The 24069-nt window shown below is 38.0% G+C and carries 20 protein-coding genes, 1 tRNA gene and 2 pseudogenes; 18 read left to right on the forward strand and 5 right to left on the reverse strand.

Annotation, left to right across the window (positions count from 1 at the left end; translation table 11 throughout):
• Positions 1 to 294 precede the first annotated feature (294 nt).
• Together BC008_RS39420 and BC008_RS52950 are read left to right on the forward strand one after the other, a co-directional pair.
• Positions 295 to 2742, forward strand: a pseudogene (locus BC008_RS39420) (COR domain-containing protein); the annotation flags it as partial.
• A gap of 195 nt (positions 2743 to 2937) precedes the next feature.
• Positions 2938 to 3813: pseudogene (locus BC008_RS52950) on the forward strand (CHAT domain-containing protein); the annotation flags it as partial.
• Positions 3814 to 3941: 128 nt separating this feature from the next.
• On the opposite strand, the gene BC008_RS39425 reads toward BC008_RS52950, so the two are convergent.
• Positions 3942 to 4015, reverse strand: a tRNA-Arg gene (locus BC008_RS39425).
• A gap of 447 nt (positions 4016 to 4462) precedes the next feature.
• Between BC008_RS39425 and BC008_RS39430 the strand changes: the two genes are divergently transcribed.
• From BC008_RS39430 to BC008_RS39465, 8 genes are all read left to right on the forward strand, one after another.
• Positions 4463 to 5122: an Npun_F0813 family protein gene (locus BC008_RS39430; protein WP_027845506.1), complete on the forward strand. Its 660-nt coding sequence runs from the start codon at positions 4463 to 4465 to the stop codon at positions 5120 to 5122.
• Positions 5123 to 5276: 154 nt separating this feature from the next.
• The gene (locus BC008_RS39435) at positions 5277 to 6158 is read left to right on the forward strand and encodes a hypothetical protein (RefSeq protein ID WP_027845507.1); all 882 of its coding nucleotides are present in this window, start codon (positions 5277 to 5279) and stop codon (positions 6156 to 6158) included.
• 22 nt (positions 6159 to 6180) lie between these two features.
• Entirely contained in the window at positions 6181 to 7176 is a 996-nt protein-coding gene (locus BC008_RS39440; protein WP_027845508.1) for a helix-turn-helix domain-containing protein, read from the forward strand.
• A 272-nt stretch (positions 7177 to 7448) separates the two neighbouring features.
• Positions 7449 to 7778 (forward strand): divalent-cation tolerance protein CutA, encoded by a 330-nt coding sequence (gene cutA, locus BC008_RS39445; protein WP_027845509.1) that lies wholly within the window; start codon positions 7449 to 7451, stop codon positions 7776 to 7778.
• Between the two features lie 653 nt (positions 7779 to 8431).
• The gene (locus tag BC008_RS39450) at positions 8432 to 8968 is read left to right on the forward strand and encodes a histidine kinase (protein ID WP_027845510.1); all 537 of its coding nucleotides are present in this window, start codon (positions 8432 to 8434) and stop codon (positions 8966 to 8968) included.
• A gap of 446 nt (positions 8969 to 9414) precedes the next feature.
• Positions 9415 to 11331, forward strand: a complete 1917-nt coding sequence (gene sir, locus BC008_RS39455) for a sulfite reductase, ferredoxin dependent (RefSeq protein WP_027845511.1) — start codon at positions 9415 to 9417, stop codon at positions 11329 to 11331.
• A 228-nt stretch (positions 11332 to 11559) separates the two neighbouring features.
• Entirely contained in the window at positions 11560 to 12342 is a 783-nt protein-coding gene (locus BC008_RS39460; protein ID WP_027845512.1) for a 16S rRNA (uracil(1498)-N(3))-methyltransferase, read from the forward strand.
• Between the two features lie 50 nt (positions 12343 to 12392).
• Positions 12393 to 13466: a tetratricopeptide repeat protein gene (locus BC008_RS39465; protein WP_027845513.1), complete on the forward strand. Its 1074-nt coding sequence runs from the start codon at positions 12393 to 12395 to the stop codon at positions 13464 to 13466.
• A gap of 416 nt (positions 13467 to 13882) precedes the next feature.
• Here the strand turns inward: BC008_RS39465 and BC008_RS39470 are convergent, their stop codons facing one another.
• Together BC008_RS39470 and BC008_RS39475 are read right to left on the reverse strand one after the other, a co-directional pair.
• Positions 13883 to 14533 (reverse strand): RNA ligase family protein, encoded by a 651-nt coding sequence (locus BC008_RS39470; protein ID WP_027846797.1) that lies wholly within the window; start codon positions 14531 to 14533, stop codon positions 13883 to 13885.
• A gap of 285 nt (positions 14534 to 14818) precedes the next feature.
• The gene (locus BC008_RS39475; protein WP_036268914.1) at positions 14819 to 15304 is read right to left on the reverse strand and encodes a hypothetical protein; all 486 of its coding nucleotides are present in this window, start codon (positions 15302 to 15304) and stop codon (positions 14819 to 14821) included.
• Positions 15305 to 15839: 535 nt separating this feature from the next.
• Between BC008_RS39475 and BC008_RS39480 the strand changes: the two genes are divergently transcribed.
• From BC008_RS39480 to BC008_RS39500, 5 genes are all read left to right on the forward strand, one after another.
• Entirely contained in the window at positions 15840 to 16466 is a 627-nt protein-coding gene (locus tag BC008_RS39480) for an esterase/lipase family protein (protein WP_058184556.1), read from the forward strand.
• 311 nt (positions 16467 to 16777) lie between these two features.
• Positions 16778 to 17212 (forward strand): VOC family protein, encoded by a 435-nt coding sequence (locus BC008_RS39485; RefSeq protein WP_058184558.1) that lies wholly within the window; start codon positions 16778 to 16780, stop codon positions 17210 to 17212.
• 237 nt (positions 17213 to 17449) lie between these two features.
• Complete coding sequence (locus BC008_RS39490) at positions 17450 to 18469, forward strand: daunorubicin resistance protein DrrA family ABC transporter ATP-binding protein (RefSeq protein ID WP_027846060.1); 1020 nt, start codon at positions 17450 to 17452, stop codon at positions 18467 to 18469.
• Positions 18470 to 18566: 97 nt separating this feature from the next.
• On the forward strand, positions 18567 to 19463 hold the full coding sequence (locus BC008_RS39495; protein WP_027846059.1) for an ABC transporter permease: 897 nt from the start codon (positions 18567 to 18569) through the stop codon (positions 19461 to 19463).
• Between the two features lie 218 nt (positions 19464 to 19681).
• The gene (locus BC008_RS39500; RefSeq protein WP_063800854.1) at positions 19682 to 20089 is read left to right on the forward strand and encodes a hypothetical protein; all 408 of its coding nucleotides are present in this window, start codon (positions 19682 to 19684) and stop codon (positions 20087 to 20089) included.
• Positions 20090 to 20132: 43 nt separating this feature from the next.
• Here BC008_RS39500 and BC008_RS39505 read toward each other — a convergent pair whose 3' ends face one another.
• Positions 20133 to 20324, reverse strand: a complete 192-nt coding sequence (locus BC008_RS39505) for a hypothetical protein (protein ID WP_027846058.1) — start codon at positions 20322 to 20324, stop codon at positions 20133 to 20135.
• A 40-nt stretch (positions 20325 to 20364) separates the two neighbouring features.
• Positions 20365 to 20799, reverse strand: a complete 435-nt coding sequence (locus tag BC008_RS39510; RefSeq protein ID WP_027846057.1) for a peroxiredoxin — start codon at positions 20797 to 20799, stop codon at positions 20365 to 20367.
• Between the two features lie 197 nt (positions 20800 to 20996).
• On the opposite strand from BC008_RS39510, the gene BC008_RS39515 reads away from it, so the two are divergent.
• The 3 genes from BC008_RS39515 to BC008_RS39525 all read left to right on the forward strand — a co-directional run bounded on the left by BC008_RS39515 (position 20997) and on the right by BC008_RS39525 (position 23805).
• Entirely contained in the window at positions 20997 to 21419 is a 423-nt protein-coding gene (locus BC008_RS39515) for an Npun_F0494 family protein (RefSeq protein ID WP_027846056.1), read from the forward strand.
• Between the two features lie 642 nt (positions 21420 to 22061).
• The gene (gene cobQ / locus BC008_RS39520) at positions 22062 to 23540 is read left to right on the forward strand and encodes a cobyric acid synthase CobQ (RefSeq protein ID WP_027846055.1); all 1479 of its coding nucleotides are present in this window, start codon (positions 22062 to 22064) and stop codon (positions 23538 to 23540) included.
• Between the two features lie 25 nt (positions 23541 to 23565).
• Positions 23566 to 23805, forward strand: coding sequence for a 2Fe-2S iron-sulfur cluster-binding protein (locus BC008_RS39525; protein WP_058184562.1), 240 nt, complete (start codon positions 23566 to 23568; stop codon positions 23803 to 23805).
• Positions 23806 to 24069: the final 264 nt, after the last annotated feature.

Consider the following 24069-nt stretch of genomic DNA (forward strand, 5'->3'; position numbering starts at 1 on the left):
ATTGCACTGCCTTGAATCAGTAAAATGCTCTGAGGAGAATTTTACACGACCAAACGACAAATTAACGCAAGTGTAACCAAACCTGTACTCGTATGAGTGTGGGTTTTTTTATTTCAAAAGTGGTAGATATGTAGCAGAGGCTGAGCCGCACCTGCGGTGAACACCGACACCGTAGGCTCTGCTACGTCTTTAAAGGAATTAGGAATGGAAATTTAACTTTTTACTTTTACACAGTCAAGCTAATAAATGGGTAAATCCGATATATTCTGAATAGATTTATTGTTATATGTACTAATGACTACAGAAGAACTGCTACAAGTAATTGAAAGAGCAGCAAAAGAGGGGTGGACAGAATTAGACCTCTCCGGCAACAAATTGACAGAATTACCGCCTGAAATTGGTAAGCTAACTCAACTCAAAAAGCTGATTATTGGTAAATATGAGTATGACTTTCAAGAATTTATAGTTGTAGTTACTACCATCAGTAACAAGTTGACTACCTTACCAACAGAAATTGGATTGCTAAATCAACTTGAATATCTTCAGATAGTCAGTAATCAACTCAGTAGTTTACCAGCAGAATTTGGACAACTCACCAACTTGCAAACCCTCAACCTCATCGGAAATCAACTCAGTAGTTTACCAGCAGAATTTGGACAACTCACCAACTTGCAAACCCTCGATCTGAGCAATAATCAACTCAGTAGTTTACCAGCAGAATTTGGACAACTCACCAACTTGCAATCTCTCGATCTGAGCAGTAATCAACTCAGTAGCTTACCAGCACAAATTGGACAACTCACCAACTTGCAATCTCTCGATCTGAGCAGTAATCAACTCAATAGCTTACCAGCACAAATTGAACAACTCACCAACTTACAGACCCTCAATCTGAGCAATAATCAACTCAGTACTTTACCAGCACAAATAAAAAAACTCACCAACTTGCAATCCCTTGACCTCGGGGGTAATCAACTCAGTACTTTACCAGCACAAATTGGACAACTTACCAACTTGCAATCCCTTGACTTCAGGGGTAATCAACTCAGTACTTTACCAGCACAAATAAAAAAACTCACCAAACTTAAAAGACTCGATTTACGTGGGAATCCAGTTCCCGTTCCACCGGAAATTTTAGGACCAAAGGGACCATGGGGAGATCCGGGTGATGTTAAAGAAATCCTTGATTTCTATTTCCGGGTACAAGACCCCAATGAAACAGAACCCCTCTATGAAGCAAAATTACTGATTATTGGGGAAGGAGGAGCAGGTAAAACTTCTTTAGCTAAAAAAATTGAAGATGAAAACTACAAACTTGACTCTGATGAAAAATCAACAGAAGGAATTGACGTCATCCAATGGAAATTCCCACTCGACAACGGTAAAGAATTTCGGGTTAATATCTGGGATTTTGGGGGTCAAGAGATCTACCATCAAACCCATCAGTTTTTTCTGAGCAAACGTTCCCTTTATGTTTTAGTTGCTGATACCCGCAGAGAAAACACTAATTTTTACTGGTGGATGAAGGTCGCAGAACTTTTGAGCGATAAAAGTCCGATTTTGATTATTAAAAATGAAAAACAAGACCGCGATTGTGAAATAAATGCAGGGGAGTTACGGAAAGAGTTTAGTAATCTAAAAGAAGTTTTAGCAACGAACTTACAGACAAATCGTGGTTTAGCAGAAATAAAAGCAGAAATTCAAAACTACATTACCAGACTTCCCCATGTTGGGGACAAATCACCTTTACCAAAAATCTGGGTAAGAATCCGTTCCGCTTTAGATAACGATTCTCGCAATTACATTAGTATTTACGAATATTACCAACTTTGCGAAATTAATAAATTAACTGACCGTCAAGACATGCTACGACTGAGTAGTTATTTACATGACCTCGGTGTTTGTTTGCATTTCCAAGACGATCCAACCCTCAAACACTATGTAATACTCAAACCAGAATGGGGTACAACAGCAGTTTACAAAGTTCTAGATAATAAAACCGTCAAGCAAAATCTGGGATGTTTTACTCAAGAACAACTCGCAGATATTTGGAAAGATAGCGAATACGCTGATATGCAAGATGAATTGCTGCAATTGATGATGCGGTTTAAACTTTGCTACCCAATTCCAAATCGTCCTGGTAATTACATCGCACCACAATTACTCGATAATGAGAACTTACCTAATTACACTTGGGATAAATCTTATAATCTGATCTTGCGCTACAAATATGAGTTTATCCCTAAAGGTATTATTACCCGCTTTATTGTAGAAACACACCCTTGGATTGAAGAACAAAAACTGGTTTGGAGAAGTGGTGTTGTTCTTAATAAAGACAAAACTCGTGCGGAAATCATAGAAAACTATAATCAAGGAAAAATTAAAATCAGCGTATCTGGAAACCGGAAAAAAGAATTACTCGCAGTCGTCACCCACGAGTTAGAAAAAATCCATAATTCTTTTGAACGCTTGAAATATCAAACTTTGGTTCCCTGTAACTGTAGAGAATGTGCGGGAAGTGAAAATCCTTATGCTTATCCTTTAGAAAATTTGCGTAAACGTTTAAATAGGGGTAGATATGAAATTGAGTGTGAAAACAGCTTTGAAATGGTTGATGTCCGGAGATTAATTGATGACGTGAATTTGTCAACTCAGCCAGAATATCGAGAATCTCAAGTCCAAAGTACACCATTGCAACGAGAACTAGAAACCGAGAGAAACCAATCTTTGAAGACAAGTCAACTCATTATAAAGCATCAAGATTTTCAATATCAAGATTTTGAAATAATAGTCGATCGCAACAAGAATATTCGCGCGTCCTCAGACCAGGGTGAGGTATCAGGTCAATTACTCTTGAAAATGGACGACATTGAATTGGAGTTAGAACTGATTGAGTACAACAATAAAAATGACAAATTACTTAAAAAATTAGGAAAGAAACTTTACCAAGCACTTTTTCCCAACGATGTTAACGCTCAATTCCGAGCTATAATTACAGGCGCACAAGCAAATAATTACAGCGTCCGCTTGCGTTTAATCTTTCAATCTCCCGACTTAGCCGCTCTTCCTTGGGAGTTTCTCTACTACGAAGGAACAAATACTTTTTTAGCAAACGACAAACAAACCGTAGTCTCCCGTTATATCGATCTTCCCCTACAGAAAGGCGAAATCAAAGCCGCTAATCTACCCCTCAAAATTCTGTTAGTCATCTCCACTCCCAGTGACTTAGCAAATTTAGACGCAACTGCTGAAGAAAACCTGATTCGAGAAGCACTGAAAAAATATATAGAAGCAGGTCTAATCGAATTAGACGTATTAGCAGAAGCTACAACGCGCAATATTAGACGTAAGCTTGATGAAAAAGCTTATAACGTATTTCACTTTATCGGTCATGGTGATTTTAAAAGTGATAAAGGTTATATCTACCTTGTTGATGAAGATGGTAAAGCTAAATCATTTAATGATGAAAACTTCGCTAATTTCTTTTTAGGCAATAGAAACCTCGGATTAATAGTCCTAAATTGCTGTAGAGGTGGGACAGTATCCACAAATCAAGCATTTGCAGGTACAGTACTAAACTTAGTACAGAGAGGAATACCCGCAGTCATCGCCATGCAATATGAGATACTTGATGATACTGCCAAATTGTTCGCAGACGAATTTTATAGTCACTTAGCACAGGGTAATCCCGTAGATACAGCTATCCAGAAAACCCGCAATGCTATCTCTCAAGAATTCGGCTTAGATCGACGCGATTTTGCGACACCAACACTTTATATGCGGGCTAAAGATGGAGTAATTTTAGATTTGTGAAGGGAACAGAGAACGGGGAATAGTAATAAATAATCCGTTGTGTGACTTATCCTTACCTACTTACCCGGTAGAAAAAATTATCAAGACGCGACGTATCACGTCTCTACGAAATACATTGAATTAAAAAGCGGGCGCGGCAGGACTCGAACCTGCGACCGACTGCTTAGAAGGCAGTTGCTCTATCCGGCTGAGCTACGCGCCCAATTAGTGCAGAAAAAATATTCTACTTAGTTATTCAGACAATGAGATGCTGACAATAATTTCAGCATTTGGATTATATATCTATTTCTAACAAAAAGCAATATTCAGAAATTTACGTATGGATCCTATACCCGAGCGCAGTTAGTATGATGAGTGACAGTCAATAAAATTTATACATTATAAGCTTTCTATTCATAAGGAAATTTATGTATATTGTGATATCAAACAAAATGTAATTAATCACCTTAAAACAAAAGACTAACTGCAAATAACAACCCTGCAACTTAAATATGGTGTTTTGAATTTTTACTCCTGTACAGACGCGTTAGTACAGCGTGACCGCAAGGTCATCATGTCGCGTCTCTACAACTTCTTACTCATTACTTATTACTGTGCGCTGTCGCGCCCCGCTACGCTAACATTACTCATTACTTAATTTCCTCAAGCCATGTTTATTCTTAAACGGGAGGATGTTGAAATCTCCACGGTTCTACACCCCAAACGAGACCAGCAAGTACCAATCCTGTACTATCAAGAACAAACTTTTCGCCTAATTAAAGTATTTCCAGCTTCCCAAGAAGAAGAAGCAAAATCTTTATGGCGAGAATTAACTGATAACCGGGGTAAAGCATGCGTATTATTAGAAGAAATCGAACGCTATAGTATTTGGGGTAAAGTCCGTATCGAAAATTTAGGTAATGATTCCGAGGAACGCCAAAATATTGCGGTCTTGGTTCAAGGTAGTATTTTGCTATTACAAGCAATTTACCTCGATATTGAAGAATTCTTAGGTTCCAAGCAAGCCTCATTATTCGAGAAAGATATTGCTGCATTTTTCGGCGAACATAAATTTCCTCAGGTAACTGCACCTCAAGGAGTGAAATTATTACTAAATTTCGATCCATTCCAAACAGTACAGGTTCCCATATGGCAGGAAACACATATCGTGACATTCTTACAGGAATTACATCGATTGGGAAAATCTTACTTTGGTAACACTAACTTTGCACATCCCGTAGCAGAAAAATTACAAGACATGCCACAAGAAGAGCGATCGCAGTTTACCCAATGGTTGAATGAATCTTCTTTAAAGAAACTTTGGCATTAACTTTAGCATCAAAATCAGGTATTATCTCTGAGGTCAGAATTGTGTGTTTATCCCAAAAACATTCACTTTAAACCAATGCATTCAGAAAGGGTGCGAACCAGCTCAAATATAAGCTAAAACACGGAATAGAGGATGTTTCGCACAATAAGATCTGATGATTAACGTTTACAAAAATTCATATAGAGAAAAATCTATTTTTAATACACAAAACATTGTATTAGCCAATATTGCTTGGGCAGTGCTAGCAATTTTATATTTTTTACTATTCAGTGCTAAAGTTCCAAATACAGAAGGAATTCTTAGACGTGCCGAATGGTATGTACTAGGAACAAATGTTCTTGAAGCCTTCGCTTATTTATTCGCAGGAATTTTATGCTTGCGCAATTGGCGAAGTAGTAAAATTGTCAGCAGTCGAAATGTTTGGCTTGCGATTGGGATGGGAATGCTTTCTTATTTCCTAGGAGGAATCTTCTTTGGATTTCAGGAGATAGTCTTAAAAAAAGAACCCACTCTTTCCCTAGGCGATATATTTTTTGTGCTGACTTATATTTTACTGGGTGTAGGTATGATTGTGGCAGTAGCTTCTCGACGAATTAATCTAGAAGCATGGCAATGGATTATTGTTTTAGCCATTGGCGCTTTTGGTAGCGCCTTAGTTTGGCTACTTTCTAATTTGCCAGAAAACCAACAACTAGCAGCCCAATTAAGTCCATGGGAGCAAAATGTCTTTCAATTTGTAAATTGGTTTTATGTGGTGAGTGATGTTTTACTAATTATGATTGCTACTACTTTGTTACTGGCATTTTGGGGTGGAAGAATAGCCATGTCTTGGCGAATGATTGCATTTGCATCGTTTTTTCTCTACATTGCAGATATGTGGTTTAAATATGCTGGTAACAGACCAGATTATCAAAGTGGTGACATATTAGAAGTATTTTGGGTCTTGAGTGGAGTTTTATTTGGGATGGGTGCAGCTTTAGAGTATGACGCATCATTAAGTCGTTCCCGACGGGAGCGCGGGCGCAAAAGAGCTTAACGTAACAAGCAGGTGTCTACAGGTGAGAAAACTAACTGATTCAGACAAAAAAGAGATCCTTAAGTTATACCGGGAGAGTGCTGAAACAACTTCAACTCTGGCGGAGCGTTATGGTGTGAGTAATTCGACCATTAGTCGATTGCTCAAAAGTACTCTTCCTGAAGACGAGTACGAATATCTCGTTTCTTTAAAGCGAGCGGCTAGAACTCCGGAAGGAAGAGCACAGGTAAATTATGAGAATATACCTGTATTCGCCAAAGAAGAAATAGAAGAGCAAGAGCCGAAGAAATCAGAAAAACCAAAGAAACGGGAAAAACCCGCACCGGTAAAGAAAAAAGCTGTTACGAGTGGGGAAAGAAGAGTAAAGCGGCGTTCTTCTGCGACGACTGCTGCTCCGACTCCTACCCCCAGTCCGGTAGCATACTCACAACAGTTAGAAATATTTGGCGATAATGAACCAGAAGCAGAAATTGCTAATATTCCCTCACCGTTGTTGGAAGAAGAAGATGATGATGATGATGATGAGCGTCGCACTCCGAAAATCATCGCTGAAATGCTCGGTGAAGATTTGCTCGATGAGTCTGAAGAATTAGATGATTTAGACGACGATCTCGAAGATGATTTCGACGATGACTTTGATGATGAAGATGACTGGAATCGTCCCTTTGTTACCAGGACTCGTTCTAGCGGAGATCCATTAATCAAAGTTTTGCCACTTTCTGCGGCTAGTTTACCTAGAACCTGCTATATCGTTATAGATCGTTCTGCGGAATTAATTACCCGCCCCTTAGAGGAATTTGGCGACCTGGGTGAAATTCCTAACCTGGAAAACCAACAAAGAACCTTACCTATATTTGATAATCACAGAATCGCCAAGCGGTTTTCTACCAAGCGCGATCGCGTGATTAAGGTCCCCGACAGCAAAATGCTGCATAAAGCCCGCTATCACTTGCAGGCTAAAGGTATTACTCGGTTGTTAATTGATGGTCAAGTTTATTCCTTAGCTGTCAGCGTTTAGTGGTAGGGTGTATATCTATGCTCCTATGATTTAGGCGCATTAACCATTAGTTGTAGAGACGCGATAGCACTTAGTACAAATACACTACATGTGTTGAGTGACCGCAAGGTTGCTTCGCGTCTCAAATTGGTAGATGTAGCATTACCCAGAATTAGGCAAGTGTCACAATAAAAATTAAATTTAAGGTTGTACCAGGTTTTTTAATACCCCAGTTAAGGAATGAATCACTAACTACGAACTGTTTAGTTGCTGCAAATTTTAAGGATGGAATAATGGATGGGGATAATAATTGCACAGTAGTACTGGTAACCGCAGGTTCTCAAGAGGAAGCAGAAAATATTCCTACTGCGTTGGTAGAACTCAAACTTGCTACTTGCGTTAACATCCTACCAATTCACTGTTCTATTTATATTTGGGAAGGTAAGGTAAGTAAGGATCGAGAATGGCAGCTTATTATTAAGACAAAGCTCAGTCAATTTCCAGCATTAGAAGCAAAAATCCAAGAGCTTCATTCCTATGATGTACCGGAGATTATTGCTATACCCATAGTTGATGGGTCTCAAGCTTATTTGCAGTGGATGTTAAATCAAATAGCTCAATAACGCTTCACATTTTTGAGAAAGACCTGTTGACCAATCCTTTTGACACCGATCTTGAGAGCGACCGTGAGGGCTAATTCACGGATAGCTTGACAAGGGACTAATTATCAGTGGTGAATTAAACTCATTGCCAATCTACATTAACCTAATTCACCTCAACTTAAAAATAACCTGTTATCAATCAGCTAGTTTTGGTAATATAGCAATTCTTTCCTTATTGCAAAATAAAGCTTCTCAAACTTGAACTATTAAAAAAATAGCGCACATTTGTAGTATTACCGAAAAATTTCCCGATATTTTTGCTCCAAATTACCTCCTCTATTAGGAGTAAAACATCAAGCTTTAAACTACATTTCTATTGCAAGAATAGGACAAATATATATCTTATTTCATGATTATAGATTTTTATCAAATTCATCATGATTTTTTTGATATCACACCATTGTGCAAGTATAAAAAATGTCTACAGACTGAGGGCAAATCAAGATATTTGAAGTAAGGAATCATAAAAAATCTAAAACCTAGTAAATTCACTATAAAAACCGCATAAATATTATCAATCAAAAATCAGAAAATCATCGGACACTTGTGGAACCTTCTGGTCTATTTTTCGACATGGTACTTAAAGGCAACTCCTACAAAAAATATTTTGAATTATGCATAAATTATTCAAGTCTTTTGTCGTAATTTCTGCTTTGTCAGCCGTTTCCATTACCGCAGGATTTATGTCAGCAGAACAAGCATCTGCTCAACCCAAAAAAGGTACTGATGCAAGTTATGTTGGTGCGGGTTTTGCAGCAGGAGTAACTAATGGTGGGCAAAGTGGAGGCGCAGCAACTTTTGGTGGTAACATAACAGGTCGGGTAAAGCTAGGCGAATCTCCATTTTCTGCTCGAACTCAAATTCTATTTAGTGATGACACAACTGCCATCGTGCCTCAAGTTTCCGTAGATGCAGGAATTGCTAAAAACACCAATGCTTACGTTGCTGCAGGCTATTCTTTTGTTGAAAAAAATGGTCAGCCAACACCCTTAGGAAATAAAGATTCCGTAGCAGTTACTGCTGGTGTAGAAACCGAAGTTGGCAAAAATTTCCTCATTTACTCTAATGCAACTGTAGGTGTTGATGCTTATGAAAATAGTCCCGCTTCTGCTATTAATGTTGGTGGTGGTTTAGGTTATCGCTTCAAATAAATCATTCCTGAGTTTTTATCTGACTTCAAAAGATACCTAATAATCACATTATTCCCATCACAAGACATTAGAAATATCTGAATAACTATCAATTTATTTATGCTCGGAAATTAGTTGACTCTAAGTTGCCGTTTGGTCTTTTCATTGTTTATTTTTGGCCTTGAGATAAACTTTTTCTACTACTCCTCTTAGATATGTTCAATGTCTTGAAGTATTATTTGTTCTCGCTTACTCATAAATCTTAATGGGTAAGTAAAAGTTATTGCTGGGTTTGTTAAGTGTTGCATCACTGAAAAACCCAGCTTTTTCGCATGTTAAGATAAGAATATTATCTAATTTGCTATTGCTATTAGATTACAAGAAATTATTAAACCGAAATGGTTCTTATTCTCAGTTCCTAAATTCGGTTACTGTGGTGCTTAATTTAAGAAGACGATAAAACAGCAATGGTTAAATCCGCTCCTCCCGAGATTGCAAATCGTAAACCTTCCAAAATCGAAGGTATCAAAGAAAATAGTAATTTTTTACGCGAACCTGTAGCAACTGAATTACTTGAAGATACAAACCGTTTTAGCGAAAAGGCAATTCAAATCCTCAAGTTTCACGGTTCTTATCAGCAGGATAACCGCGATAACCGAGTTAAGGGGCAGGAGAAAGATTACCAGTTTATGTTACGGACGCGCAGTCCGGGAGGATTTATTCCACCACAGCTATATTTGACTTTAGATAAATTATCTAATGAATATGGCAACAATACGATGCGGGTCACAACTCGCCAAGGTTTTCAGCTACATGGAATCTTAAAGAAGAACCTGAAAGCAACAATCGCTGCCATTGTTAAAAGTATGGGTTCTACCTTAGGTGCTTGCGGCGACCTTAACCGTAATGTTATGGCACCACCTGCTCCATTTAAAAACCAACCCGAGTATCAGTACGCTTGGGAATATGCAAATAATATTGCTGACTTGTTGACACCCCAAACAGGAGCTTATTACGAAATTTGGTTGGATGGGGAAAAAGCAATTAGTGGGGAAGAAGATCCAGAAATCAAAGCAGCAAGAGAACGTAACGGTAATGGTACTGTATTCCATGACAATCCGGAACCAATTTACGGCACCCACTACATGCCACGCAAATTTAAAATTTGTGTTACCGTCCCCGGTGATAATTCCGTAGATTTGTATACCCAAGATTTAACCTTGGTCGTCATAACCAACGATAAGGATGAATTAGAAGGTTTTGACATCTTTGCAGGTGGTGGCTTAGGAAGAACTCATAATAAAGAAGAAACATTTGCTAGAGCCGCAGATCCTATCGGTTATGTTGCGAAAGAAGATGTATACGATTTAGTTAAAGCCGTTGTTGCAACCCAAAGAGATTATGGCGATCGCGTTAATCGCCGTCATGCCAGACTAAAATATCTAATTAATGACTGGGGTGTAGAGAAATTCCAGTCTATGGTAGAAAAATATCTTGGCAAGCCATTAGAAGCATTTAAGCCCTTACCGGAATGGAAATACAAAGATTTTCTTGGTTGGAACGAACAAGGTGATGGTAAGTTATTTGTTGGAATTTCCATTGATAACGGACGGGTGAAAGACGAAGGTAGTTTTCAATTAAAAACAGCCGTACGAGAAATTGTTGAGCAGTTCAACTTACCGATTCGCCTCACACCAAATCATAACTTAATTTTCTACGACATCGATCCAGAAAATCAAATCGCAATTGAGAAAATACTCAAAGATAATGGTGTTAATAGCAACCCAGAAAAAGTTAATTCTTTAGTACGCTACGCAATGGCTTGTCCTGCATTACCAACCTGTGGTTTAGCTATTACCGAATCAGAAAGAGCAATACCCAGTATTTTGCAACGCATTGAAAAATTGCTGAATAAAGTTGGTTTAAAGAACGAGCATTTTGTGATTAGGATGACAGGCTGTCCTAACGGTTGTGCCCGTCCTTACATGGCTGAACTTGGTTTTGTGGGTAGCGCTCCCGAAGCTTATCAAATTTGGTTGGGAGGTTCGCCGAATCAAACTCGTCTTGCAGAACCATACGTTAATAAACTCCCTATTAATGAATTAGAAAGTTTCCTCGAACCAATTTTTGTCTACTTTAGAAACTCTCGGGAACAAGAAGAAAGTTTTGGTGATTTTTGTGCTCGAGTAGGCTTTGATGAAATTCGCAAGTTCTCAGAAAATTACAAGCCTGAGACAAGTAATAATAAACGCAAGCCCAGTCACAGAATAACTGTACGCAATGAGATTTACACCCATCTCAAAGAGATTGCTAATTCTCAGGGTAAGTCAATGACTGATTTAGTCAATGAAGCAGTCGTAGAATATTTGAACATTAAATGTTGATATATCTCCCTTGAAAGCTCTTTGCTAACAGCTTTTTGCTAACAACTTTCTGCTAAAATTTTTAACTAGATTTTTTGGCAAAAAATATTACTATCTAGGGGCGCACTGCGGTGTGCCCCTAAAATTAAACCTAAAATTGAAAATCATACGCTTAAAAATCACAAATCCTCTTTCCACACTCCTAAACTACCCACACTTCCCTCTCTTGAAATACCCTCCCAAGACTGCATGAGACAACTGCAAAGGATTGCGATCGCACCATTCCAAAAACAACAAGAACAGATTGTACTGACAGCAAAACAAAAACATTATCTCTATCGCGTGCTGCGCTTAGGAGAGGGTAGTAAATTCATCGCCATGGATGGTGAGGGTCAATGGTGGTTAACACAACTTAGAGGCGAAGAAGCACGGGTATTAGAAAAACTAGAGGTCGAAAATCAAGAATTATCTATTTCAGTTACACTCATCTCAGCTTTACCAAAAAATGGATTTGACGAGATAGTACGTTGTTGTACTGAATTGGGAGTAAGCTGTATTGCTCCAGTAATCAGTAAGAGAACTTTACTTAAACCCAGCCCTCAAAAATTTCAACGCTGGCAAAAAATAGCTCAGGAAGCTTCTGAACAGTCAGAACGAACTTTTGTTCCTAATATTCTTGAGCCAGTAAACTTTGACCAAAGCTTATCATTGTTCCCAGATTCAGAAAACTCTGCCGCTCAACATAAAAAATATATTTGTACAGCCCGCAGTGATTCTCCTCACTTGCTAGCTTATATTTCCGGTCAAAAATATGCCATTGAGCAAGAAAAACCTTGTCAAATCTGGCTTGCAACTGGACCAGAAGGGGGATGGACAGAAAAAGAAATAGAATTAGCAACTGAAGCTGGCTTTCAAACAGTTTCTTTGGGAAAAAGAATTTTAAGATCTGTGACTGCACCAATTTTTGCTTTATCTGTAGTAGCTGCTGCATTAGAATCTATTGCAATAGAAAATGTTGATGTTAAATTTTAGGCATATCATCTAATATCTATCTATAAACCAGCTATTTTGGTGCTAAGAGTATGATAAAGCAAGTTACTGACGCATTCAAAACCAAAGATTATCGTACCGCAGCTAAATTAATCAAAAAACTTCTCAAAGAGTCACCAGAAGATCCTTGGGTACTTTTTCACTTGGGACAACTGTATGAAGTCACAGAGAAATACCAAGAAGCAGAAAAGGTTTATCGACAATTACTCAGACATACAGTGGGTGCGAAAATAGTTATTGCTGCTCGTGAAGCCTTACAAAGGCTAGAAAAAATTCGGGAACAAAAAAGAAAAGAAGCCATAGCTGAAGCTACATCTAAGCCAGATAACACCGAACAAGGAGTATTAGTCTTAGAAGCTCTCAGCAACGAAATAAAAACTCAAGCAGCGCAAAAATTTGCTCAAATCATGCAAATAGATGCTTATAGTGCCAGATTATTATTACCGAGTCGTGGATGGCGCTTATACCGTAGCGGGATGGTGGGAGAATTAAAATTTTATGGTCAACAATTATTGAATGCCACAATACCTTGTTTTTGGGCAAAACTAACAGATATTCAGAAAATACAAGTTTTTCAAGTTAATTATTTTACTCAATTAGATTCAAAAGCTACTGTTGTTTGTCGTGATCGAGAAAATCAACTTGGTTCCCTTAGTTTTGATTGGTCAGAAGTCAAACAATGTGTTAAGGGGCTATTACCAGTCTTTGAAGAGGTTGTAGATCGAGATGTGCGGGGTAAATTGGAACGCAAAACTCAAACTCAGGATTATTTTCAATTTTATGATTTACACCTTCCCAACCGAAATTGTATTTTGCGACTTTATGATAATGGCTATGAATATCAACAAGGCATAAATATAGCTCCTCAAAACAGCCAAAATACAATTAGAATCAACTGGAATAATTTACTTACATCTCTGGAAAAAAAATTACAGAAGATTCAAATTTGTTCAGATTTTAATACCTTTGCAGAAAATATACTTGACCGAGCAGAATTACTAAATAAAATTCAGCCCCACATAAATTTAATCAGGCGGGAAAAAACTAATTGGGATGCAGCATTTCAGTTATATAGTGGATTAGCTTTTGTTAAAAACTCTCAGTAATATAAATGTTGCTGAAGAAATATTTTACTAAATAAGTAAGTAGGCGAAAAAAAAGTAAACTATGTAAATAAATATAAAATATCTGTATTTGGTTAGTAGTCGCGCTTTAGCGCTAAAGCGCTATTACAAACAAGTTATGATTTTTCTTACTAACGTACTTAAATAATTTTCAAAGGTTAGCCTTGAATATTCAATTTAATTTAATTTAATTTAATTTAATTTAAGGATTTAATGTCAGCAGGAGCATCAACTATTTCAAATTAGTTATTAAATCCTTTGAAAGCACTTGCTATGATTAATAAATATTCTCCGCCGAGTTAATCTGACTATAACAACAGTACCGAAAACCAGTATTAATAAAAATGAAATTATTTTTCCTATAAATTTATAGTTAGTTAATATTTACTATATTTTTCTTATTCCCAATATGCTTCCCAATCGTGCTTGAATGCTTGTTGCAATCTCCGCATATAATCATTAGTTTTGACTTTTACCATCCATAAATTATCTGGGTCGCTACCTCCCTTACACACAACACCTTCATTAACACTATATTTTCCTTGGCGAACATCATCAATAAACTTGCCAGTGAGCTTACCACGATAAATAACTCGTGGAATCTTTAGCTCACTAAAGTCCTGGACAAATCGGTCGGGCATAATAATATTTTTATCAACTTGTACATCAAAGAGAATGATTTGTTTTGGATCCTCCTTTCTGTGCATTCCCGCAAATGAGTTAGAACCAAAAAACTCTGTAAATACGGTAATTTCAGGATAGCGATATTGCTGATTTTGTCGAAATATATCTTCTAACTGGCTCGCAAAGTCTTTTTTGAATATGTCAGGAGCTTCTTCTAAACCTGGATGGGCATTATTGAATTCTGCAATACCCATATCATCTAAGTCAAACCTGTTACGACGGGTACCAAAAGCATACCACCCAAGTTCAGTTTCCCATACCCAATGGAGATTAGTACCATCATATTTCTCAAAAGCTATACATTTCTTTAGAGGACAGTTTTTACTGTCTGGAATTTTGGGATAGGCAAGCTCTATTCGTGTCATCTCAATACCAACAGAGTTACAATCAGCTTTTGAATTACGATTGTAACACATTGTATGACTTGATATTTCTAAGTTTTATAAAAAACCATCAGAGTATTGGGAAAAAGATTTATTTGGCTAAACATAAAAACCCGGTCACTTAAGTAACCAGGCTTCCCTCATCATAAATTTTGTTTTTAATGATGGTTTCAGCTCTAAATCTATGAAATACAGATTTTTTACCATCAATATTTAAGTTTTTAAAGCTGAATTAAATATACTCAGTTCTACAAACAATAAACCCAACTATTTAACAATAGGAGTTTTGACGGTACGCGCCATTTCCAAAAAGGAATTCATATTTGCCCCAGGACGTCGTCGACCATTTGTACTATTTGGCATCAAATATTTTGTTGAAAAGTTAGTTTCCACAGGTTCCTGTGGCTTAACAGTTCGAGCAGGTGCAGTAGAAGTAGTCTGTGGCGAATTTTCTGACTGAGATTTTTTCGCCTTTTCTGCTTTTCTCCGCTCTTTAATTGATACTTTCTTAGATTTTGGCTCAGCTTCTTTCTTTTCTGCAGTGTTGCCATTAGATGCAGATGTGTCTGGAGCTACACTAGTTTCTGCAGTTGGTTTTACAGGTGCTACACCATTTGATGACTCTGGCTGTGACTTAGCTACCTTTGAAGTTGCTGGAGACTTTACTTCATCTTCCTTCAATTCTAAGTAGTAACCATTATCTTTATTTTTTCCTGGAAGAATTCCAGTAACTAAATCTAAAATTTTACTCATCAGAGATTCTCCTACCCTCTAAACCTAAAGAACCCACCATAATTATGAAAAAAATTATGGAACAATGTTACCTTTTATCAAGAATCCACCCACTAACCCATTTTCTACGACACCCAGCTTGGATGACAACTGTTGACTAATTAAAAAATAGTCAGAGTTCATCTGTAGATAGCGATCTAAGTATGGAGTAAAAATTGCTAAACTTCCCAGTCTAGGAATTTATAACCCGTACATATACAGATTTAATTATTAAATTTCCTAGTGGCTCTGAGCAAGATTATGAAAGGTTCCTTAACAAAAGTTAACTGTTACTTTTGTTATCTCCGTATTGATATTTATTCAGTTGTCTAAAAGTAGTCATTCAGTTGTCAATGAAAATTTAATCGAACTGCTTCAGAGTTACAGCTGCAGAAGTACAATTCAAATAGAAAAATATTAAATTCTTGGATTAACATCAATTTCGTCTAAAACTGCTTAAGTATTAAGATGTTAAGCAGTTAACTTTAACTCTGTTTAAGTAAGTGTAATTATCTAAATGAATACTGGACAAAAGCAACGCAATCCTGTATTGCTTGTGCATGGAATTTGGGACACGGGTAAAGTTTTCCGCAAAATGAGTTCTTACTTAAAGCAACAGGGTCGTGATGTATACGATGTTGACCTAGTACCAAATAATGGTGATGCTGCTTTAGAAGAATTAGCACAACAGCTAGCCAATCATATCAAAACTAATTTTAATTCAGATCGAGCTTTAGACTTAGTCGGCTTTAGCATGGGGGGAATAGTTAGCCGATATTACGTACAAAGGTTAGGGGGGATTAAACGCGTACAAAAATTTATTACTATTTCATCGCCACATTATGGTACGCGGGTTGCTTATCTATCACAACGTCCGGGTGCTAAACAAATGCGTCCTGAAAGTACATTTTTGAATGACTTAAACCAGGATATGTCGATATTAAAACAAGTAGATTACACCTCAATCTGGACCCCCCTGGATATGATGATTGTTCCTGCAAATAGCTCCAAAATGCCTGTAGGGAAAGAAATTGTCATACCAGTATTACTTCATGCTTGGATGTTAATTGATTCCAGAAGTTTAGCCGCAGTTGCAGAGGTTTTGAGTGGGGTTAGGAATTGGCGACTGGGGATTGGGGATTAGCGACTGGGGATTAGCGACTGGGGATTGGGATAATACTGAAAATTAAGCTGTCGTGCATTTTTAATGCACAACAGCAAGTTATTAGCGCCTAGCGCAGCGTACCGTAGGTATTGCGTGTCCGTAGGACATAAGTANCGTAGGACATAATTGAAGAAAGTTTGAGGCTTCGCTATCGAATTGAATAATATACAAATTAGATGCGTAACAACTTATTGAATTATTACTCATTACTTATTACTCATTACTCGGTATTGGTTAATAGATAATTGATATAGCTTTTTGCGCATAAATATTTTTTTGACGTTAAAGCAATGCAACAGCAAACAATATTCCATCTTGCATTTCCTGTTACTAATATTGCCAAAGCTAAAACTTACTATGTTGATGGTTTAGGCTGTATTCCCGGACGAGAAAGTCGTCACGCCTTAATCTTAAATCTGCATGGGCATCAAATTGTTGCTCACCTGACTAAAGAGCCACTCTCGCCACAACGGAATATTTACCCCAGACACTTTGGAATTGTTTTTACTCTGGAGCAAGATTGGGAAAATTTATTGGTAAGAGCAAAAAAACAGGAATTACTTTTTCGGGAAGAGCCCAAAGACCGCTTTCTCGAGTCACCTTTAGAGCATCGTACTTTTTTTCTGGAAGATCCGTTTTATAACCTAATGGAATTTAAATACTACCGCCATCCAGAAGCAATTTTTGCCAGCGCCCAATTTACCCAAGTTGGTGATAGAGATTAGTTTTTTTGTCTTATCAGTTTATGGCTAACGCCACGCCCTTACGGGCTACAGTTATCAGTTACCAGTTAACAGTGAATTGTGAACTTATACCCAATCCCTATATGCCGCAAGGCGGCACGCAGTGCTATCCCCAGTCGCAAGTCGCAAGTCGCCAATCCCTAATCCCCAACAATTGACTCCAACGATAAGATAAGGATATATATTTGTTGCGATTTGTATATCGACTTATTATTTGCCATGCCCCCTGCCGTTTTAATTAAAAGTCTCCAAAAAAAATACGGCAATGTTGAAGCCGTTAAGGATGTTTCTTTCGAAATCCAGCCAGGTGAAATCTTTGGCTTATTAGGTCCTAACGGTGCAGGCAAAACTACAACATTACGTATTTTATGCACTCTCACAACACCTGATGCAGGTAAAGTTGAGGTATCTGGAATTTCCGTAACAGACAATCCCAAGCAAGCAAGAAAAAGACTTGGTTATGTCGCACAAGAAGTAGCTTTAGATAAAGTACTTACTGGAAGGGAATTACTACAACTCCAAGCCGCACTTTATCATTTACCCCATTCAGCTAAAAAACAGCGTATTGACACCGTATTAAAGTTACTTGGGTTACAGGAGTATGCCGATAAAAAAACTGGTACCTACTCCGGTGGTTTACGCAAACGTTTGGATTTAGCTGCAGGTTTGCTGCATGCACCAGATGTTTTAGTTTTGGACGAACCTACTGTAGGTCTGGATATAGAAAGCCGTTTTGTTGTGTGGGAATTTCTCCGACAATTACGTAAAGCTGGAACCACAGTATTAATTACCAGCCATTACCTAGAAGAAATTGATGCTTTAGCTGACCGAGTTGCAATCATTGACCAGGGAACAGTCATTGCAACTGGAACACCATCGGAATTAAAGGACAAACTAGGAGGCGATCGCGTTACTCTAAGAATTCGGGAATTTTCTCCTGTAGAAGAAGCAGAAAAAGCTAAAAGCTTACTAGAATCTCTACCTTTCGTTCAAGAAATAATTATCAACACTGCCCAAGGAAATTCTTTAAATTTAGTTGTTACACCACAAAGTGACGCTCTAATTAGTATTCAAAAGGAATTAAATTCTGCAGGTTTACCGACTTTCGGAATTGCCCAATCCCGTCCCAGTTTAGATGATGTATATTTAGCTGCAACTGGACGTACTCTAATGGATGCCGAAATCGCTGCAGCTAGTAACCGCGATCCAAAAGCTGAACGTAAACAAAATATGAGATAGGAGTCAGTTAACAGTTAATTGTAATTTACACCTAATCGCTAGTCGCTAATCCCTAATCCCCAATCCCTAATCCCTAGTCCCCAATCCCCAAAACATTATGAGCGGAACTATTACACCTCCCAAGCCAGATATTAATTGGCAGCAAGTCGCATCACCACAGCTTTATGGTGATGTAACCCCAAATTTCTTTGGTGAATTAGTGCAAGAAACTTTCGCCCTTACTCGCCGTCTATTTATTCAGTTGCAACGACGTCCATCGAGTTTAATTGCAAGTCTCGTTCAACCAGTTATGTGGTTGATTCTATTTGGAGCCTTGTTCCAAAACGCGCCCAAAGGTATTTTTGGGGACACTACAAACTATGGACAATTCCTTGGTGCAGGCATAATTGTATTTACAGCATTTGCTGGTGCACTTAATGCAGGTTTACCGGTAATGTTTGATCGCGAATTTGGTTTTTTGAATCGGTTGCTTGTTGCTCCCCTCGCCTCTCGGTTTTCAATTGTTTTAGCTTCGGCAATCTTTATTATTAGCCAAAGTTTTCTCCAAGCTGCAGTCATTATTGCTGCTACAGGATTTTTAGGTGCAGGGATTCCAAGTTTAGCTGGTTTAGGAGCGATCGCACTCATTGTATTCCTTTTAGCATTGGGTGTAACGGCATTAAGCTTAGGTTTATCCTTTGCTCTCCCCGGACACATTGAATTATTAGCAGTAATTTTTGTTGCAACCTTGCCTATGTTATTTGCTAGTACCGCATTAGCTCCGTTGTCATTTATGCCCGAATGGTTACAGGTTATTGCAACTTTGAATCCCCTCAGCTATGCAATCGAACCCATCCGTTATCTCTATACTCATCAGGATTGGGGATTAAGTAGCATAGTAATGCACGCTTTCTGGGGTGATGTTAGCTTTGGTGGAGCAATGTTGATTTTACTGGGTTTTGCTTCCATCGCACTTTTAATTATTCAACCCCGGTTACGTCGTACCCTTGCTTAATTTTGTAGTATTAATTATAACAATTCTTTAGGGTATATCCATAAGTAGATAATCCATCAGCATTAACCTCTTATTTCGATGTGTTATGCTCTGCACCTAAAATAAGCCAAAAAATGGCATATTTAAGTGGCATATTGAACAATTGGATTTCTCTTAAGCCCTAAAGCATTTCTCTCAAAAATATCAATTTTACAAACACTATCTGGGATTTAAGCTTCATGAAAATCTGGTTTACATCACTAAAGCAATTAATGTTTGCAACTGTAGCGGGTATAAGTTTAGCTACATTAACTTTGCCACAAGTTAGTTTAGCTAACCCCAACAAAAGCTATGATAACGACCGCTACGATCCACAAAATAATAATTCACAGTTTGGAAACAAAAACGATCCTTTCAATCAAGGTGTGGAACAAAACCCCTTTAGCTTATTTCAGTTAATTCACAACGCCCAACTCGGAAATCTTAACCCTAATTTTGCGAGTGACAGTGGTCAGCAAATTAATGATGCTGCAGCCGAATTTCGGAAAAAACAGCAACAACAAAACCAACAACCCCAGCAGACGGGGGTACAGCAAAATAACAATCCAGCAAATTCAATAATTATTAGACCTACCTACCAAGATTAAAGTTATTAAAATTAATGAAACAAAACTAGGCTCTGTCCAAAAGTTATATTTTTGGTAGAGCCTTTGTTTTGGCATTATCAAATTCTAGCTTTGAAAATTTACTACTATTGATACTGGCATTTACATCTCTGTCTTCCACGTACCCTAAAACTATGGCAGGATAAATCCTGCTATCAGTATTCATCCCCGGGCTAATAGCTTGCGTGCCGTAGGCATAGACCGGGGTTTTCTCCATAATTCTTATAAATTATGATTGTCTGTATACGAATACCTGACTACCCGATCGCTGATAAGACATCTTGAGCGTGGGTAGTTGTGTTTACAGTACCGTCAACGTGAATAATTTTTCCATTGGGATCTATCACGTAGGTAACACGCTTAGCATAGCCGCCACCATCAACATCGTAAGCCTTGATTAGAGATTGATCTGTATCGGCTAGCAATGGAAAATTAAGACCGTATTTTTCAGTAAATGCTTGGTGAGAAGCTTCATCATCTGCACTTACACCGAGCACTACAATATCTTTGCCTTGATATTCAGGTCGTGCATCCCGAAAACTACAAGCCTGTTTAGTACAGCCAGGAGTGTCATCTTTGGGATAGAAATACAAAACAACTGTCTTACCCTTGAAGTCAGATAGGGAAACAGTGTTACCGTTTGTGTCTTTAGTAGTAAATGCAGGTGCATCAGTACCAACAGCTAGAGCCATGATTAATTCTTCCTGTTTGCTAGCGCCGCCTTAGATTTTACGATATTTTGCGATCGTAATAACGTCTGTAATTCAGGCAATTGCATGTTTAATCATCTTTTTTTGTTATTAGTGCTATTGCAATCTTTGTTGTTTTATATCAAGTTCGGATCGACAATTATAATAAAGTTCATATTTTTGCTTAAGCGCTGAAATCAATGTCAAATGTTCATTCCCCCCAAATCGAGAAAAGTTTTTCCTATTCGCAACAGACAATTTTGAGAGCAGAACGCGCACTAATTTGTTCTCCCTTCAAGGCTGCTTTATTTACGAAAATGCTTGAAGAACGGGTGGGGATGAGTGAAATTGCTGGTAAAGCCGGCGTTATGAATGATTACACAATCAAACCCATGTCGGAGTTAGTTGTAGATAATGCTTTGGTTTGGTTAATCCAAGTTGGTATCTTGCGTCGAGAAGTTGACGGACAAGGAATTACTGATAGTTTTCGCCTGACACCTCTAGGTAGACAGTTAGCCAAGCAAACAGAAACTTGGCGCACTCCATCATGGCGTGATCGTATATCTAATTTTTTCGTTCGTTGGTTGAGGTTACCTTTTTGGGTTGGTAATGGAGATAAGTAATTGGTAATTGGTATATGCCCGCACTGCTAACGCAGTGTTAGCAAGGCGTGACGCGCAAGCGTCATATGGTAATTGATAATTGGTAACTGGTAACTGGTAATACTTAATGGGATTGGGTAAAAATAAAAAACTTAAAAACTAAAAATTTTGTTTTTTATCTTCCTTTTCCCTAGTTTTTTATATTCATATCTTACTGAATAACTCTTGTGATAATACTGAAAATTTCCCTTCATTCTGATGTTTTGGCTGATAACTTCCGATTCTCATTTCACCTCAAAAGTTAGGAAGTAGGCCTCAAAGGGAACAATATATACTGAAAGCAAAACCGAGTTTAACAAATATTTGCTATCTTCATACTACCCAAGTATTTACTTTGGATAGATACTTCAGGGAAACGTAAATCTCCTGAAACATAGCGCCTTGCTAATTTTCATGTGATTTATTGACGAAGAGTTGTATTTTTACAAACAGGCTTATATTTGAAGCAAACACATTAAAATTAAACGATCCCATTAATAATAACCTCTATGGGGAAAGGGTATGGTAATTTTAAATTTTGTTTCTGCGAGGAAATACTTTGAATTGGCTATCACCCTTTACTCTCGAAATCTCAAATTCAGTTAGTAAAAGTGAAGTTTAATTATGAAAGGAATTATGGTAGTGGGGACTACGTCCCATGCAGGAAAATCATTAGTTGCAACGGCTATTTGCCGAATTTTATCGCGACGTGGTTGGCGAGTCGCTCCCTTCAAAGGTCAAAATATGGCTTTAAACGCCTATGTAACTGCTAATGGAGGAGAAATTGGTTACGCTCAAGCAGTGCAAGCTTGGGCTGCAGGGGTAGTACCTTGGGTAGAAATGAATCCTATTTTGCTCAAGCCCCAAGGGGATATGACATCCCAAGTAATTATTAAAGGTAGACCTGTTGGTAAAATTACTGCGAAGGATTATTACGAGCAATATTTTGAATTAGGGTGGCGAACAATTGAAGAATCCCTAAAACATTTATCTACTGAATTCGACCTACTAGTTTGTGAGGGAGCAGGTTCCCCTGCAGAGATTAACCTCAAGCACCGCGATTTAAGCAATATGCGGATTGCTAAACATTTACGCGCTCCCACCATATTAGTTGTAGATATTGAGCGAGGAGGGGCTTTTGCTCATGTAGTAGGAACCTTGGAATTACTCGATCCTGAAGAAAGAGCATTAATTCGCGGTGTGGTTATCAATAAATTTCGGGGACAAAGATCCATTCTCGAACCAGGTATTAAATGGTTGGAAGAACGCACAGGTGTTCCAGTTGTGGGAGTAATTCCCTGGATGGAGCAGGTATTTCCTGCAGAAGACTCTTTGGATCTCTTAGAACGCAGATACAGAAAATCTTTTAGCGAAATTAATATTGCAGTTATTCGTTTACCCAGAATTTCTAATTTTACAGATTTCGACCCACTAGAAGCCGAACCATCAGTATCAATTAGATACCTCAGTCCCAAGCATGAATTAGGACATCCTGATGCAGTAATTTTACCGGGTACAAAAACCACAATTGCCGATTTGATATTGATGCAAAAAACCGGTATGGCAGAAGCATTACAAAACTATGCCGCTGCTGGTGGAACAATTTTGGGGATTTGCGGTGGTTTCCAAATGATGGGGCAAATGATTGCTGATCCTGAAGGAATTGAAGGACAAGCTGGTAGATATCAAGGATTAAACCTTTTACCAATCAAGACCGTAATTACCGGTCAAAAAATTGCTCGCCAACGTCAAATAACTTCTAACTATCCTCAAGAAGGTTTACCCGTTACTGGTTTTGAAATCCATCAAGGGCGATCGCGTGCTGAGTTACAGTCCGCTCAACCCCAAGTTTTCCATACTTTGTTTGACGATCCTAATTTGGGATTGGTAGATAGTTGTCAATCAATTTGGGGAACCTATCTCCATGGAATTTTTGATAATGGTCCATGGCGACGGGCTTGGTTAAATCGTTTGCGTCAGCAAAGAGGTTTGAAATCTCTACCTACAGGAGTTGCAAATTATCGCGAACAAAGAGAAAATCTGTTAGACTCTCTTGCAGTTCAGGTAGAACGTCACTTAGATTTAACTCCATTTCTCTCATAGTTTCTCTCATAAAAACTTAGGAATCATGACTGTTCGTATCCGTTTTTTACCAGATGACATTACTGCTGAAGCAGAGGTTGGAGAACCTCTGCTAGATGTCGCCGATCGTGCAGGGGTACTTATTCCTACAGGTTGTTTAATGGGTTCTTGTCATGCTTGTACTGTGGAATTAGATAATGGAGATATTATCCGTGCTTGTATTTCCTCTGTTCCATCAGGGCGTAAAGAAATGACTATTAATGTGTTTAGCGATCCAACTTGGTAGATCTTGATGTTTTCATTATTTGGTTTTTCCCATGCCAATATCTTTATGAGTATGGGGAACAGGGAACAGGAAATAGGAAACAGGGAACAGAGAACTTGAGGTGTTTGTACTAAAAATTTAAATTTAGGGTTTTTTCAGTGGTGCAATGCCAAATTTATAGCAGACTAAAAAATTCACTAGTCATAAAAAAGTATCCGCTCAGTAAGTCGGGGTAAGAAGAAAAAAGAAGAAGGAACAAAAGTAGAGCATGTGTCGTAGAATATG

Source organism: Mastigocoleus testarum BC008, assembly GCF_001456025.1.
GTDB lineage: Bacteria > Cyanobacteriota > Cyanobacteriia > Cyanobacteriales > Nostocaceae > Mastigocoleus > Mastigocoleus testarum.

What these genes read in the sequence shown, in the direction of transcription:
- BC008_RS39510 (WP_027846057.1), bottom strand. Translation starts at nt 20,799, where the DNA reads ATGGCTCTAGCTGTTGGTACTGATGCACCTGCATTTACTACTAAAGAC.
- cobQ (WP_027846055.1), top strand. Translation starts at nt 22,062, where the DNA reads ATGAAAGGAATTATGGTAGTGGGGACTACGTCCCATGCAGGAAAATCA.
- sir (WP_027845511.1), top strand. Translation starts at nt 9,415, where the DNA reads ATGGTTAAATCCGCTCCTCCCGAGATTGCAAATCGTAAACCTTCCAAA.
- BC008_RS39490 (WP_027846060.1), top strand. Translation starts at nt 17,450, where the DNA reads ATGCCCCCTGCCGTTTTAATTAAAAGTCTCCAAAAAAAATACGGCAAT.
- BC008_RS39525 (WP_058184562.1), top strand. Translation starts at nt 23,566, where the DNA reads ATGACTGTTCGTATCCGTTTTTTACCAGATGACATTACTGCTGAAGCA.
- BC008_RS39450 (WP_027845510.1), top strand. Translation starts at nt 8,432, where the DNA reads ATGCATAAATTATTCAAGTCTTTTGTCGTAATTTCTGCTTTGTCAGCC.
- BC008_RS39480 (WP_058184556.1), top strand. Translation starts at nt 15,840, where the DNA reads ATGAATACTGGACAAAAGCAACGCAATCCTGTATTGCTTGTGCATGGA.
- BC008_RS39465 (WP_027845513.1), top strand. Translation starts at nt 12,393, where the DNA reads ATGATAAAGCAAGTTACTGACGCATTCAAAACCAAAGATTATCGTACC.
- BC008_RS39495 (WP_027846059.1), top strand. Translation starts at nt 18,567, where the DNA reads ATGAGCGGAACTATTACACCTCCCAAGCCAGATATTAATTGGCAGCAA.
- cutA (WP_027845509.1), top strand. Translation starts at nt 7,449, where the DNA reads ATGGATGGGGATAATAATTGCACAGTAGTACTGGTAACCGCAGGTTCT.
- BC008_RS39470 (WP_027846797.1), bottom strand. Translation starts at nt 14,533, where the DNA reads ATGACACGAATAGAGCTTGCCTATCCCAAAATTCCAGACAGTAAAAAC.
- BC008_RS39460 (WP_027845512.1), top strand. Translation starts at nt 11,560, where the DNA reads ATGAGACAACTGCAAAGGATTGCGATCGCACCATTCCAAAAACAACAA.
- BC008_RS39515 (WP_027846056.1), top strand. Translation starts at nt 20,997, where the DNA reads ATGTCAAATGTTCATTCCCCCCAAATCGAGAAAAGTTTTTCCTATTCG.
- BC008_RS39505 (WP_027846058.1), bottom strand. Translation starts at nt 20,324, where the DNA reads ATGGAGAAAACCCCGGTCTATGCCTACGGCACGCAAGCTATTAGCCCG.
- BC008_RS39435 (WP_027845507.1), top strand. Translation starts at nt 5,277, where the DNA reads ATGATTAACGTTTACAAAAATTCATATAGAGAAAAATCTATTTTTAAT.
- BC008_RS39500 (WP_063800854.1), top strand. Translation starts at nt 19,682, where the DNA reads ATGAAAATCTGGTTTACATCACTAAAGCAATTAATGTTTGCAACTGTA.
- BC008_RS39475 (WP_036268914.1), bottom strand. Translation starts at nt 15,304, where the DNA reads ATGAGTAAAATTTTAGATTTAGTTACTGGAATTCTTCCAGGAAAAAAT.
- BC008_RS39430 (WP_027845506.1), top strand. Translation starts at nt 4,463, where the DNA reads ATGTTTATTCTTAAACGGGAGGATGTTGAAATCTCCACGGTTCTACAC.
- BC008_RS39485 (WP_058184558.1), top strand. Translation starts at nt 16,778, where the DNA reads ATGCAACAGCAAACAATATTCCATCTTGCATTTCCTGTTACTAATATT.